At 66.4% G+C, this 13,265-nt stretch carries 12 protein-coding genes; 4 read left to right on the top strand and 8 right to left on the bottom strand.

Annotated features, from left to right (window positions below; translation table 11 throughout):
- Window positions 1-31: 31 nt before the first annotated feature.
- On the top strand, window positions 32-643 hold the full coding sequence (locus AC5P9F_RS18890; protein WP_005408230.1) for a glutathione S-transferase N-terminal domain-containing protein: 612 nt from the start codon (window positions 32-34) through the stop codon (window positions 641-643).
- A gap of 88 nt (window positions 644-731) precedes the next feature.
- Here AC5P9F_RS18890 and AC5P9F_RS18885 read toward each other — a convergent pair whose 3' ends face one another.
- The 7 genes from AC5P9F_RS18885 to AC5P9F_RS18855 all read right to left on the bottom strand — a co-directional run bounded on the left by AC5P9F_RS18885 (window position 732) and on the right by AC5P9F_RS18855 (window position 7,465).
- Window positions 732-1,787, bottom strand: a complete 1,056-nt coding sequence (locus AC5P9F_RS18885; protein ID WP_060380131.1) for a suppressor of fused domain protein — start codon at window positions 1,785-1,787, stop codon at window positions 732-734.
- A 46-nt stretch (window positions 1,788-1,833) separates the two neighbouring features.
- Window positions 1,834-2,337 carry a hypothetical protein gene (locus AC5P9F_RS18880; protein ID WP_005408228.1) on the bottom strand — a complete coding sequence of 168 codons (504 nt, stop codon included), beginning with the start codon at window positions 2,335-2,337 and terminating at the stop codon, window positions 1,834-1,836.
- Window positions 2,338-2,553: 216 nt separating this feature from the next.
- Window positions 2,554-4,434: a propionate--CoA ligase gene (gene prpE, locus AC5P9F_RS18875; protein ID WP_012479243.1), complete on the bottom strand. Its 1,881-nt coding sequence runs from the start codon at window positions 4,432-4,434 to the stop codon at window positions 2,554-2,556.
- Window positions 4,435-4,700: 266 nt separating this feature from the next.
- A complete protein-coding gene (locus AC5P9F_RS18870) occupies window positions 4,701-4,841 on the bottom strand; it encodes a hypothetical protein (protein WP_154329255.1) in 141 nt (46 codons plus the stop codon).
- Window positions 4,842-5,131: 290 nt separating this feature from the next.
- Window positions 5,132-5,746 (bottom strand): RluA family pseudouridine synthase, encoded by a 615-nt coding sequence (locus AC5P9F_RS18865; protein ID WP_060380771.1) that lies wholly within the window; start codon window positions 5,744-5,746, stop codon window positions 5,132-5,134.
- Between the two features lie 122 nt (window positions 5,747-5,868).
- On the bottom strand, window positions 5,869-6,855 hold the full coding sequence (locus AC5P9F_RS18860) for a malate dehydrogenase (RefSeq protein WP_004153634.1): 987 nt from the start codon (window positions 6,853-6,855) through the stop codon (window positions 5,869-5,871).
- 118 nt (window positions 6,856-6,973) lie between these two features.
- Entirely contained in the window at window positions 6,974-7,465 is a 492-nt protein-coding gene (locus tag AC5P9F_RS18855; RefSeq protein ID WP_060380770.1) for a peptidylprolyl isomerase, read from the bottom strand.
- Window positions 7,466-7,738: 273 nt separating this feature from the next.
- Here AC5P9F_RS18855 and typA point away from each other — a divergent pair, with 273 nt between their 5' ends.
- Genes typA through AC5P9F_RS18840 form a run of 3 tightly spaced genes read left to right on the top strand, consistent with a single transcriptional unit; the run spans window position 7,739 to window position 11,729 of the window.
- Entirely contained in the window at window positions 7,739-9,586 is a 1,848-nt protein-coding gene (typA, locus tag AC5P9F_RS18850; protein ID WP_024958804.1) for a translational GTPase TypA, read from the top strand.
- 11 nt (window positions 9,587-9,597) lie between these two features.
- Window positions 9,598-10,065, top strand: a complete 468-nt coding sequence (locus AC5P9F_RS18845; RefSeq protein WP_005408223.1) for a DUF2127 domain-containing protein — start codon at window positions 9,598-9,600, stop codon at window positions 10,063-10,065.
- 41 nt (window positions 10,066-10,106) lie between these two features.
- The gene (locus AC5P9F_RS18840; RefSeq protein ID WP_043033752.1) at window positions 10,107-11,729 is read left to right on the top strand and encodes an amidase; all 1,623 of its coding nucleotides are present in this window, start codon (window positions 10,107-10,109) and stop codon (window positions 11,727-11,729) included.
- A gap of 91 nt (window positions 11,730-11,820) precedes the next feature.
- Here AC5P9F_RS18840 and AC5P9F_RS18835 read toward each other — a convergent pair whose 3' ends face one another.
- Window positions 11,821-13,005: a mechanosensitive ion channel family protein gene (locus tag AC5P9F_RS18835; protein ID WP_219627547.1), complete on the bottom strand. Its 1,185-nt coding sequence runs from the start codon at window positions 13,003-13,005 to the stop codon at window positions 11,821-11,823.
- Between the last annotated feature and the right edge of the window lie 260 nt (window positions 13,006-13,265).

The raw sequence follows: 13,265 nt of genomic DNA, 5'->3' as shown, positions 1-13,265 counted from the left end.
GCGTTTCCCGCCCGCATCACCTGGAGTTCCCATGAAGCTGTACAGCAAGCCCGGTGCCTGTTCCACCGCCGACCACATCGCCCTGCAGTGGACCGGCCAGCCGTTCGAGGTCGAACTGCTGAACAAGGACACCCTGAAGGGTCCGGAATTCCTCAAGATCAATCCGGCCGGCGCCGTTCCCGCGCTGGTCGATGGCGACTTCGTGCTGCTGCAGAACGCCGCGATCATGGGCTATATCGCCGACACCTACCCGCAGGCCGGCCTCGGCGGCGATGGCAGCGCGCGCCAGCGTGCCGAAGCCACCCGCTGGCTGGCCTTCGTCAATTCCGACGTGCATCCGGCCTTCTCGCCGCTGTTCGCACCGGGCAAGTTCATCGCCGACGAAAGCCAGTTCGACGCGATCCGCGCCGCCGCACACAAGCGCCTGCGTGGCCTGTTCGAGACCGCTGACAGGCAGCTGGCCGACAAGCCCTGGCTGGCCGGCTTCCGCAGTTTCGCCGATCCGTACTTCTACATCACCCTGCGTTGGGCCGCCGGCACCAAGGTCGACCTGTCGGGTCTGGACAACCTGGCCGCCTACAAGGCACGCATGGACGCCGATGCCGGCGTGCAGGCCGCACTGAAGGCCGAAGGCCTGGCCTGAGCCTGACCCGGGGTCGGATGAGCCTGACCCGGGGTCGGATCCGTCTGCACAGCAGGCGGCTCTGACCCCACCGGCGCCATCACCACACTCAGCCGATCTGGCGGATCACTTCACCGTTGGCATCGCGCAGGTAGGTCGGCACCACTTCGATGCGCAGCGCTCCCGCCACCGGGTAGATGCCACGTTCGGCACGCACGCCCGCCAGGGCCTGCAGCCCCGTCTCGTCCAACGCCCAGCGCGCGCTGTCGGCCGACACGTCGCCCACGTCACCACGCCCGGCTGGAATGAACTCCCACTGCCGCTCGCGGCTGGCCAGTTCCAGCGACTTTCCGTGGCGCAGGCGCAGCGGCAGCAGTTCGCAGACGCTCGCGACCTGGCCCGCGCCGAGCACCAGTGTGGTGACGCCAGCCTCCTGCCTCCAGTCCAACGTCTCGATGAACAGCATGCCGGTACTGGAGCCCTCGCGCTCGCTGCCGGCCCGCACCTGTGCGGCGAGTGTCGGATCCTCCAACAGGTTGCCGCGATGCAGGTCACTGATCCACAGCGGCATCGCCGGTTGCAGCGCCTGCAGCACGCCGCGCGTCGACCAGCGCTTGACCGCTTCCATCTCCTCATCGGTCAGCCCGACCAGCTGCAGGAACTGCAGGTGGCCATTGGCGGTGTCGCGCGCAGGCAACTGCGGATCGGCGATGAAGGCCAGGTGGCACAGACGCGTGCCGGTCTCCAGCGCGATCGGGCCGTTGGCGTTCAGATGGTGACCATCCTCGAACACGTTGCCGCTGCCAAACACGTAGCGCGCCAGGTTCTGCAGCAGGTTCATCGGCCACACCGGCGGGGTACTGCCGGCGTGCTCACCGGCTTCAGCAGCCAGGCGGAAGGTCAGCTCGAAACCATAGCCGCTGGCGGCGGCATCGCTGCTCTCCTTGGTGTACAGCTCGGAGAAGCCGTAGGTGATGTAGTGCCAATGCGGTACCGGTGCATCCACCCAGTAAACGCTGATGCCATCCAGTGGATCCTGGCCACCCAGCGTGTACGGCAACGCCGTACCGTAGTGACGGGGTTCCTGGCCGGCATACAGCGGCGCCAGCGCCGCATTGATCGCGTCCCAGCCTGGGGTGTCGGTGTCGTCGTGGTCGTCCTGCACGCGGGACTCCTTGTGGGGAAGTGAACCGATCACTTTACGCGGTGGCTCATGCCTGCACGACCTCGCCGCCACCATTGACCACGGCGGCCTGGGTTTCCTGCCACCAGCGCTGCGCCAGCGCCGGGCTGCGCGCCTTGCCCACCGCCGCCAGCAGTTCCGGGCACAGGCGTTCCAGTGCAAGTGCATCGGTGCAGCGTTCAATCTTCAACTGCATGAAGTAGCCCTTCAGGCCCAGGTGGCGCCGCACCGCCTCGCTCATCGCGTCGTACAGCTGCTGGTACAACGCCGGATCCTGTTCGCGGCCGGTGCTGATGCCACGTACCGGTGCCACCTCGGCATTGCCACCGATCACTTCGATCAGGCCCTGCGCTTCCAGCTGCTCCAGTGCATCGGCCGGCGCGCGCAGGCCTTCGAACAGGCCACGCAGTTCGGTGTCATCGCGATGGCCGTCGACCATCAGCAGGATCGAACGCAGTGCCGCCGGCAGGCGCCGGCCACGGTCTTCGATTTCCTGACGGCCAGCAGCCGTCTTGGCGTGCAGCAATGCCATTGCCTCCCCCTCCCTCGATGCACAATGCCGGCGCGCCCTGACGGGCACGCCCCCCCTGTGTGCCATCCCCGGACGGCACGCGCCTTCCCCGGCGCGCGCCGCGTATTGCAGGTCGATGACAGGCCGAGCTTAGCGCAAGTGCCGCGGGTAGTGCCGGCCGCTGGCCGGCAACCTCGGGATTGAGGGGGGTGCCGGCCAGTAGCCGGCACTACCGGATCAACGGCCCAGCGCGCGGCGGATCTCCTCCAGCGCGCTGGGGTCGTCCAGCGTCGACAGGTCACCCGGGTCGCGCTGTTCGGCCAGCGCCTGCAGCGAGCGCCGCAGCAGCTTGCCGGAGCGGGTCTTGGGCAATGCATTGACCACGTGTACGTGCGCCGGGCGTGCGACCGCGCCGAGCGAGGTGGTCACCGTCGCCATCATCTCGGCCACCACCGGCGCCGGATCCTCGCCATCCAGGCCCTGCTTGAGGGTGACGAACACCAGCGGCACCTGCCCCTTCAGTTCATCCTTGACCCCGATCACGGCGGCCTCGGCCACCCGCGGATGGCTGGAAATGGCCTCCTCGATCTCGCGCGTGCCCAGACGGTGCCCGGCTACATTGATGACATCATCGGTGCGACCGAGGATGAAGGTGTAGCCATCGTCGTCGCGGATCGCCCAGTCCAGCGAGCTGTACAGCAGTTCCTTGAAGTGGCTGAAGTAGCTCTGCAGGAAGCGGCTGTCATCATTCCACACGGTGCTCATGCAACCCGGCGGCAGCGGTGGCGACACCACCAGCACGCCCTTCTGCCCCGGTGCGACTTCCTCGCCGGTGTTCTCGTCGATCACCTTCATCCGGTAGCCGAGATTGGGGAAGCCCGGCGAACCGAAGCGCACCGGCTTCATCTCCAGGCCCGGCAACAGGGTCAGTGCCGGCCAGCCGGTCTCGGTCTGCCAGTAGTTGTCGATGATCGGCTTGCCGAGCGCTTCGCTGATCCAGTGCGCGGTCGGCTCGTCGAGCGGCTCGCCGGCCAGGAACAGGTACTTCAGCGCGCGCAGGTCGTGGCGATGGATGAAGTCCGCGTCGTGCTTCTTCAGCACGCGGATGGCGGTGGGCGAGGAGAACATCGTGCGCACGTTGTACTGCTCGCACAGCGCCCACCAGATGCCCGGGTCCGGGTTGGTCGGCAGCCCTTCGTACAGCAGCGAGGTGCAGCCACCGATCAGCGGGCCGTACACATTGTAGGAGTGGCCCACCGCCCAGCCGACATCGGAGGTGGAGAACATCACCTGGCCTGGCTTGCAGTCGAACACGGTCTCCATCGACTGCGCCATCGCCACTGCATAGCCGCCCACATCGCGCTGCACGCCCTTCGGCTTGCCGGTAGTGCCGGAGGTGTACAGCAGGTAGCTCGGCTCGCTCGCTTCCAGCCACTGCACCGGCACGTCGACTTCACCGATCTGCGCACGCAGCGTGGCGTAGTCCACATCGCGGCCCGGCACGCGTGGTTCGGCTGCGTCCAGCCCACGCGACACGATCAGCACATGCGGTGGCGGCGACGCCGCTTCGGCACAGGCGGCGTCGACCATCGGCTTGTACGGAATCAGCTTGCCACCGCGCATACCGGCGTCGGCCGCGATCAGCAGCTTGGGCTTGGCATCGTCGATGCGCAGCGCCAGGTTGTGCGCCGCAAAGCCCCCGAATACCACCGAGTGCACCGCACCGATGCGCGCACAGGCCAGCATCGCGAACACCGCCTCGGCCATGTTCGGCATGTAGATCACCACACGGTCACCGTGGCCGACGCCGAGGTGCTTGAGTACCGCGGCGAAGTCGTTCACTTCGCGGTACAGCTGGTGATAGGTGATCTCGCGTGTGCTGTTGGTTTCGGTGGAGATGGCGACCAGTGCGAGCTGGTCGGCGCGCTCGGCCAGGTGGCGGTCGACGGCGTTGTAGCAGAGATTGGTTTCGCCGCCGACGAACCAGCGCCGGAACGGCGGGTTGCTGTAGTCGAGCACCTGCTGCGGCGGTTTATGCCAATGGATGCGCTTGGCTTCCTCGCCCCAGAAGGCCTCCGGCTCGTCGATCGAGCGACGGTAGGTTTCCTCGTAGTTCATGACGCAGCCCTCCCAGACAAAGTCATGGGTTCGAGGATAGTCCGGTGCTGCCGCGCGGGCCGCCCTACCTTGGTAGGGGGGTGGGGTTTGTTATGCAGGGCTTGCAGCCCTGCACCCGCGGTAGTGCCGGCCGCTGGCCGGCAACCTCGGAAGCAACAGCCGAAGCAACAGCAGAAGCTGGCTTACTGGGGGATGGCGGGGTGGGTCCGATTGCGGGGGACGCCGTGAATCCGTCCTTGGAGGCTCGGTCGCCGCATCCATGCGGCTCACGCCCCCGCAACCGGACCCACCCCGCCTTCGACAGATTCCGCGATCTGCCGGAACGGCATATTGTTCTGGTCGGTGTCGACCTTGGTCGACTGCTCTGGTAGGTGTTGACCTTGGTCGACGCGGTAGATCCACGCCATGCGTGGATGGTTCATTCGATATCTGACAGAAAAATCGTGTCGACCAAGGTCGACACCTACCAACAGCTGCGCGGAACAACGGCCACCGCTACCAACAGCCGAGTGAACCTGTCGAAGGTGGGGCGGTGTCGGAGTGCGGGGTGTCAGCCGCATGGATGCGGCTGCCAAGCCTACACGGACGTACTTGCGGCGGCCCCGCACTTCGACACCGTCCCGCCAACCCACGTATAGCCCGCTTTTGACGTTGACGTTGATTCTGCGGGTGCAGGGCTGCAAGCCCTGCCGCCCCCCTAGAACGGAGCCGCGGACTCGAACGCGAGCACCTCGCCCGTCACCGGGTGGGTGAACTGCAGGCTGCACGCATGCAGATGCACGCGGTGCGCCGGTGCCGCGTCATACAGCACGTCGCCAACAATCGGATGGCCAATACTGGCCATGTGCAACCGCAGCTGATGGCTGCGGCCAGTGATCGGTTCCAACGCCACGCGCGTGCGCCGCGCTTCTACATCACGCGCCAGTACGCGCCAGCGGGTCAACGCCGGCTTGCCGCGTTCGTGATCGACCATCTGCTTCGGCCGGTTCGGCCAGTCCACGATCAGCGGCAGGTCCACTTCACCGGCATCGCTTTCGATCACACCCCGCACGACGGCTTCGTAGCGCTTGCCAACCTGGCGCTGCTCGAACTGCATCGACAACGCCGCCTGCATGTCCTTACCACGCGCATGCAGCAGCAGGCCGGAGGTCACCTGGTCCAGCCGGTGCACGGTCAACGCATCCGGATACAGCGCCTGCAGGCGCGCGACCACGCAGTCCTGGTTCTCGGCGCTGCGGCCGGGTACGGACAACAGGCCAGCCGGCTTCTCGGCCACCAGCAGTGCGTCATCGATGTAGTGCAGGTGGATCATGCGGTTCCAGGAATTCCAAATGAAAACGGGGAAGCCGAAGCCTCCCCGTTTTCTGCGTACCAACCAACGGTCGGTACCTACCTTGATGGAAGACGTACCGGCCGGAGCCGGTACCGCCTGCATCAGCCCAGCAGGTGGGCGACGCCGGCGCGCTCTTCTTCCAGCTCGGCCAGGGTCTTGTCGATGTACTTCTGGCTGAAGTCGTCGATCGGCAGGTCCTTGACCAGGGTGTACTTGCCGTTCTCCGTGGTCACCGCGAAGCCGAAGATCACGCCTTCCGGAATGCCGTAGGAACCGTCGGACGGCACGCCCATGGTGACCCACTTGCCGTTGCTGCCCAGCACCCAGTCACGCACGTGGTCGATCGCTGCGTTGGCGGCCGAAGCAGCCGAGGACGAGCCACGGGCTTCGATGATCGCCGCGCCGCGCTTGCCGACGGTCGGGATGAAGGTGTTGGCGTTCCACTCCTGGTCGTTGATCGCATCGGCGATCGACGCACCATCGGCGGTGGCGAAACGGTAGTCCGGGTACATGGTCGGGCTGTGGTTGCCCCACACCACCAGCTTCTCCATGCCACCGACCGGCTTGCCGAGCTTGGTCGACAGCTGGCTCAGCGCGCGGTTGTGGTCCAGGCGCAGCATGGCGGTGAAGTTTTCCGGCTTCAGGTCCGGGGCCGACTTCATCGCGATGTAGGCGTTGGTGTTGGCCGGGTTGCCGACCACCAGCACCTTCACGTCACGGCTGGCGACCTTGTTCAGCGCTGCACCCTGGGCGGTGAAGATCTTGGCGTTCTCCAGCAGCAGGTCCTTGCGCTCCATGCCCGGGCCGCGCGGACGTGCGCCGACCAGCAGGGCGATGTCGGCGTCCTTGAACGCGACTTCGGCGTCATCGGTGCCGACCATGCCGGCCAGCAGCGGGAAGGCACAGTCTTCCAGCTCCATCATCACGCCCTTCAGGGCGGCCTGGGCCTTGTCCACCGGCAGTTCCAGCAGCTGCAGGATGACCGGCTGGTCCTTGCCCAGCATTTCGCCGGAGGCGATGCGGAACAGCAGGGCATAACCGATCTGGCCGGCGGCGCCGGTCACGGCAACACGAACGGGTGCTTTCATGGGGGTTTCCTCTTGCTTGCAAGCGTTTGATGGGACGCCGCGGGCAGAGCCACGCAGGCCAGGCGGGCGGCGGGGAACAGGGAAACGGCCACCCATGGGTGGCCGTTTCGAAGGGGGATCAGGCGGCGAGGTGCTTGTTCCACTCCGCGACGCGGTCGGCCTGGGCGGCCAGCACGGCGTCGACGTCGCCTTCCAGGGCGATCGAATGGATCACGTCGCCCTGCTTGACCGAATCAACGATGGCCTGGCCTTCCAGGACCTTGCCGAAGACGGTGTGGCGGCCGTCCAGCCAGTCGGTCTTGATGTGGGTGATGAAGAACTGGCTGCCGTTGGTGTTCGGGCCGGCGTTGGCCATCGACAGCGAGCCGACCTCATGCTTCACGCCGTTCTTCTCGTCTTCGAACTTGTAGCCCGGGCCGCCGGTGCCACGACCCTGCGGGCAGCCGCCCTGGATCATGAAGTCGGCGATCACGCGGTGGAAGATCAGGCCGTCATAGAAGCCGTGCTTGACCAGGTTCACGAAGTTGGCCACGGTCAGCGGCGCCTTGTCGGCGAACAGCTCGACCTTGATCGGGCCCTGGGTGGTGTCGAAAGTGGCGATGAGGGACATGAAGATCCTTGATGCAGAGGGGAACGCGTCTAGCCACCTAGTTTACACCTGCCTCGTGGCGGCGGCGGCTTCGACCATCGGTGAAGAACCCGGCTTCAGCCCGTGGACGGGAAGCCGCGTCTCCGGGCGCTGGCGGCCCCGGCCGACGCGGCGGACAGCCAGCTGAATGGGCCCCGCGACGGATGTGAAATCCACCTTTTCGCGAATCGTCAAGTTCGACGTATAATGTTGGACTTCTTTTTCCAAATCCGGCGCCGACTGGCCCCCTTTCGTATGTCCATCGAAAATCTTCGCAACATCGCCATCGTCGCCCACGTCGACCATGGCAAGACCACCCTGGTCGACCAGCTGCTGAAGCAGTCCGGCACCCTGTCCGAGCGCACCGTCCTCGCCGAGCGCGTGATGGACAGCAACGACCAGGAAAAGGAACGCGGCATCACCATCCTGGCCAAGAACACCGCCATCACCTGGGAAGACAAGAGGACCGGCATCAAGAACCGGATCAACATCGTCGACACCCCCGGCCACGCCGACTTCGGTGGTGAGGTCGAGCGCGTGCTGTCGATGGTCGATACCGTGCTGATCCTGGTCGACGCGATGGACGGCCCGATGCCGCAGACCCGCTTCGTGACCCAGAAGGCCTTCGCGATGGGCTTCAAGCCGATCGTCGTGGTCAACAAGGTCGACCGTCCGGGCGCCCGTCCGGAATGGGTGATCGACCAGGTCTTCGACCTGTTCGACAAGCTCGGCGCCACCAACGAGCAGCTGGACTTCCCGATCGTCTACGCCTCGGGCCTGAACGGCTATGCCGGCCTGGAAGACACCGTGCGCGACGGCGACATGACCCCGCTGTACGAAGCGATCATGCAGCACGCGCCGAAGCCGGAAGTGGATCCGGAAGGCCCGTTCCAGATGCGCATCAGCCAGCTGGACTACAACAACTTCGTGGGCGTGATCGGCATCGGCCGCATCCAGCGCGGCACCCTGAAGAAGAACATGCAGGTCGCGGTCATCGACCGTGAAGGCAAGAAGCGCAACGGCAAGGTGCTGCAGGTGCTGGGCTTCATGGGCCTGGAGCGCATCGAGCAGGATTCGGCCGAGGCCGGCGACATCGTGGCCATCTCCGGCATCCAGGAGCTGACCATCTCCGACACCATCTGCGCACCGGACTTCCCGGAAGCGCTGCCGGCGCTGACCGTCGACGAGCCGACCATCTCGATGACCTTCCAGGTCAACAACTCGCCGTTCGCCGGCAACAAGGACCTGTCCGGTGGCAAGTTCCTGACCAGCCGCCAGATCAAGGACCGCCTGGACCGTGAAAAGGTCCACAACGTGGCCCTGAAGGTCGAGCAGCTGGAAGACGCCGACAAGTTCCTGGTCTCCGGCCGTGGCGAACTGCACCTGTCGGTGCTGATCGAGAACATGCGCCGCGAAGGCTACGAGCTGGCCGTGTCGCGCCCGGAAGTGATCATCAAGGAAATCGACGGCCAGCTGATGGAGCCGATCGAGCAGCTGGTGGTGGACATCGAAGAAATCCACCAGGGCGGCGTGATGGAAAAGCTGGGCACCCGCAAGGGCCAGCTGAAGAACATGGAATCGGACGGCAAGGGCCGCGTGCGCCTGGAGTACCAGATCCCGGCCCGTGGCCTGATCGGTTTCCAGAACGAGTTCAAGACCCTGACCCAGGGTTCGGGCCTGCTGTTCCACGTGTTCGACCACTACGGTCCGAAGGAACAGGGCGCGATTGCCAAGCGCATCAACGGCGTGATGATCGCCAATGCACCGGGCACCACGCCGGCCTACTCGCTGGGCCCGCTGCAGGAGCGCGGCAAGCTGTTCGCTGCTGAAGGCGACAACGTGTATGAAGGTCAGCTGGTCGGCATCCACTCCAAGGACAACGACCTGACCGTCAACGCGATCAAGACCAAGCCGCTGACCAACATGCGCGCTTCGGGCAAGGACGATGCGATCCAGCTGACCCCGGCGATCAAGTACTCGCTGGAACAGGCCCTGGACTTCATCGAAGACGACGAGCTGGTCGAGATCACCCCGAAGGAGATCCGCCTGCGCAAGAAGTTCCTGACCGAGAGCGATCGCAAGAAGGCTTCGCGCGGCGGCTGAGCCAGCACCCCGTGAACCAGAGCGGCTACAACCCGGATCCACACCGGCATCCGGGTCTGCACGTCATCGCCCTGCTCGAAGCGAGCAAGGCGATGCTGGCGCTGTTGGCCGCCACCGGGCTGGAAGTGCTCGGACCGCAGCCGCTGCGGCACGGCATCATGGCCCTGATCCGGCGTTTCAGCCTGGATCCGGACCATGGCACCCTGCCCTCGCTGCTGCACATGATCAGTCCCGACGCGGTCCACCTGGCCGCGGCGGGGATGATCGGCTACGGCCTGCTGCACCTGGTCGAAGCCTGGGGCCTGTGGCGGGCCAAGGCCTGGGCGTCCTGGCTGGGCTGCTTGACCGCCGCCCTGTACCTGCCTTTCGACATCTTCGCGATCATCCGCCATCCCGGCTGGCCGTCATGGACGATCCTGGCGATCAACCTGATCGTGGTCTACGTCCTCGCCCGCGACCTGCGCAAGCGCCACCGCTGAGCACCGGCTACACTGGGGATTGGAGCCGACCAAGCCGCCCCATGCGCCCGTCCTTGCCGCCTCTGCTGACCTGCCTGCTCGCCGCGCTGCCGGCGCTGCTTTCGGCTGGCTGCAGCCCGGCCACGCCCAGCGCGCATGCGGCCGAACCTGCGAGCCGCAACGTGCCGTTCCCGTACGCCGAAACCGATGTCGCCGACCTGCAGGCGCGGATGACTGCCGGAGATCTGGACAGCACCACCCTGACCCAGGCCTACCTGCAGCGTATCGCCGCCCTGGACCGCACCGGGCCCCGCCTGCGCGCGGTGATCGAGCTCAACCCCGACGCGCTGAAGGAAGCCGCCGCACGCGACCGCGAGCGCCGCGAAGGGCGCCTGCGTGGGCCGCTGCATGGCATCCCCCTGCTGCTGAAGGACAACATCAACGCCGCACCGATGGTCACCAGTGCCGGCTCGCTGGCCCTGCAGGGCTTCCGTCCGGACGATGCCTACCTGGTACGCCGGCTGCGCGAGGCTGGCGCCGTAGTGCTGGGCAAGACCAACCTCAGCGAGTGGGCCAACTTCCGCGGCAATGACTCCATCTCCGGCTGGAGCGCGCGCGGCGGCCAGACCCGCAACCCCTACCGCATCAGCCATTCACCGTGCGGCTCCAGCAGCGGCAGCGCGGTGGCCGTGGCCGCCAACCTGGCCAGCGTGGCGATCGGCACCGAAACCGACGGCAGCATCGTCTGCCCGGCGGCGATCAACGGCGTGGTCGGTCTGAAGCCGACGGTCGGGCTGGTCAGTCGTGATGGCATCGTGCCGATCTCCTTCAGCCAGGACACCGCCGGCCCGATGACCCGCAGCGTCGCCGATGCTGCTGCCGTGCTGACTGCGATCGCCGGCCGCGATGACGCCGATCCCGCCACCGCGACCATGCCCGGCCGTGCGGTCTACGATTACACCGCGCGCCTGGACCCGCAGGGCCTGCGCGGCAAACGCATCGGTCTGCTGCAGACGCCGCTGCTGAAGTACCGCGGCATGCCGCCGCTGATCGATCAGGCAGCGACCGAGCTGCGTCGGGCCGGCGCCGTGGTGGTGCCGGTGGAGCTGCCCAACCAGGGCGCGTGGGCCGAGGCTGAGCGCACGCTGCTGCTGTACGAATTCAAGGCCGGGCTGGAGCGCTACTTCAGCACCCACCGCGCGCCACTGCGCAGCCTGGCCGAACTGATCGCCTTCAACCAGGCGCACAGCAAGCAGGAACTGGGCCTGTTCGGCCAGGAGCTGCTGGTGGAGGCCGATGCCACCACCGGCCTGGCAGACCCTGCCTACATCCGCGCGCGCAGTGATGCGCGCCGGTTGGCCGGCCCGGAAGGCATCGATGCAGCCCTCGCCGCCCATCAGCTCGATGCGCTGGTGGCGCCGACCACCGGTGTGGCGTGGCCGATCCGCAGCGAAGGCGACGACTTTCCCGGCGAGAGCTACAGCGCCGCTGCCGTGGCCGGTTACCCCAGCCTGACCGTGCCGATGGGCCAGATCAACGGCCTTCCCGTCGGCCTGCTGTTCATGGGCACCGCCTGGAGCGAGCCGAAGCTGATCGAAATGGCCTACGCCTACGAGCAGCGCACCCGTGCGCGGCGGCCGCCACATTTCGATACCGATGCGCTGATCGACGCCGGCGAACCCTGAGCTCCGGTGACGCCGCGACATCTTGCTTCCGGTAGTGCCGGCCGCTGGCCGGCAGCTCGATCGCTCCGGCGTTGCCGGCCAGCGGCCGGCACTACCGATCCTGTGGCTCCTCCGGCACGATCGCGGCCTCACCATCTTCAGCACCCGGTGAACGCACATCCGCAGTGCGTGCACGTGGACCACGCGGCATATCCAGCTCATCTTCGTGTTGCAGCCGCGCACGCACCTGCGGCAACGACTGCGGATGCTCACGTGCGAGGAAATCGAGCATGCGTTCGCGCACCAGGCAGCGAAGATCAAAGGCATCACCGGAACTGCGCGCGCTGACCAGCAGGCGCACTTGGATCGCGCGCTCGTTGGTTTCGGTCACCTGGGTCACGCAGACGCGCCCATCCCATAGCGCCTGGCCATGGCAGATGCGCTCCAGCTCGGCACGGATCGCCGCGATCGGTGCCCGATAGTCCAGCCACAGAAACGCAGTGCCGAGCAGATCGGCACTGCGCCGCGTCCAGTTCTGGAACGGGTTCTCGATGAACCAGGTCAAGGGCACCACCATCCGCCGCTCATCCCAGATCCGCACGACCACGTAGCTGCTGCCGATCTCCTCGATGCGTCCCCACTCGCCTTCGACGATCACCACGTCGTCCAGGCGGATCGGCTGCGTCAGTGCGATCTGCAGGCCGGCGATGAGGTTGCCGAACACCGGCTTGGCGGCGATGCCCGCCACCAGCCCGATCAGGCCTGCCGACGCCAGCAGCGCCGTGCCGATCTTCTGCACCATCGGGAAGGTCAACAGCACCAGCGACGCACCGAGCACGATGATGCCGCCCATCAACACCCTGCTGAGCACGCGCGTCTGGGTCTGGATGCGGCGTGCCTCCAGGTTGTCGGAGACATCGATGGGATGGCTGCGCAGGATCGCGCGCTCGCCCGCTGCCACCGCGCGTACCAGCAGCCAGACGAAGCAGGCCATCAATGCAATGTGGAGTCCGTGCTGCAGATGGCCCAGCAACGGATCCTGCAGCGGCGTCGCCTGCAAGGCGGGAATCAGCAGCAGCAGCGGCCACGCGGTGGCCAGCGGCAACCCGAGTACTCGACCGATACGCGCACGTCGGCGATCACGCCCTTTCAGCCGGTGATAGATCCACAGGATCAGCCACGCGCCTATGCCGCCCACCACTACGGCCAATCCCAACGGCCATGCGTAGGCCTGTGCGCTCTGCCAGTGCACCGTTGCCACCTCCAGTCGAACAACCAGGTGGACAGCCTCGCGCATGGCGCATGAGCGTCACGTCAGCCGTTCGTAAGCAGGGTGTTGGTCGGCAGGGCTTGCAGCCCTGCACCTGCGGACGCAACGGCAACGGCCGAAGCAACAGCAACAGCAGAAGCGGGTATTCCGTGGGATGGCGGGGTGGGTCCGGTTGCGGGGGGCGCTGCAAGTCCCCCTCCGGGGCCCGGCCCAGCCGCTGGCGGCTGTGCGTTCGGGCGCTTGCGAAGCAGTGCTTCGCAAGCAAAGCGCCCTCACCCATGTAAGCT

Source organism: Stenotrophomonas sp. YJH_SMC_4 (genome assembly GCF_059371575.1).
Note: the sequence above shows the minus strand (reverse complement) of the source record. Positions and strands in the feature narration are given on the sequence as shown.

What these genes read in the sequence shown, in the direction of transcription:
- typA (WP_024958804.1), top strand. Translation starts at nt 7,739, where the DNA reads ATGTCCATCGAAAATCTTCGCAACATCGCCATCGTCGCCCACGTCGAC.
- AC5P9F_RS18870 (WP_154329255.1), bottom strand. Translation starts at nt 4,841, where the DNA reads ATGGCGTGGATCTACCGCGTCGACCAAGGTCAACACCTACCAGAGCAG.
- AC5P9F_RS18865 (WP_060380771.1), bottom strand. Translation starts at nt 5,746, where the DNA reads ATGATCCACCTGCACTACATCGATGACGCACTGCTGGTGGCCGAGAAG.
- prpE (WP_012479243.1), bottom strand. Translation starts at nt 4,434, where the DNA reads ATGAACTACGAGGAAACCTACCGTCGCTCGATCGACGAGCCGGAGGCC.
- AC5P9F_RS18840 (WP_043033752.1), top strand. Translation starts at nt 10,107, where the DNA reads ATGCGCCCGTCCTTGCCGCCTCTGCTGACCTGCCTGCTCGCCGCGCTG.
- AC5P9F_RS18890 (WP_005408230.1), top strand. Translation starts at nt 32, where the DNA reads ATGAAGCTGTACAGCAAGCCCGGTGCCTGTTCCACCGCCGACCACATC.
- AC5P9F_RS18860 (WP_004153634.1), bottom strand. Translation starts at nt 6,855, where the DNA reads ATGAAAGCACCCGTTCGTGTTGCCGTGACCGGCGCCGCCGGCCAGATC.
- AC5P9F_RS18880 (WP_005408228.1), bottom strand. Translation starts at nt 2,337, where the DNA reads ATGGCATTGCTGCACGCCAAGACGGCTGCTGGCCGTCAGGAAATCGAA.
- AC5P9F_RS18835 (WP_219627547.1), bottom strand. Translation starts at nt 13,005, where the DNA reads ATGCGCGAGGCTGTCCACCTGGTTGTTCGACTGGAGGTGGCAACGGTG.
- AC5P9F_RS18855 (WP_060380770.1), bottom strand. Translation starts at nt 7,465, where the DNA reads ATGTCCCTCATCGCCACTTTCGACACCACCCAGGGCCCGATCAAGGTC.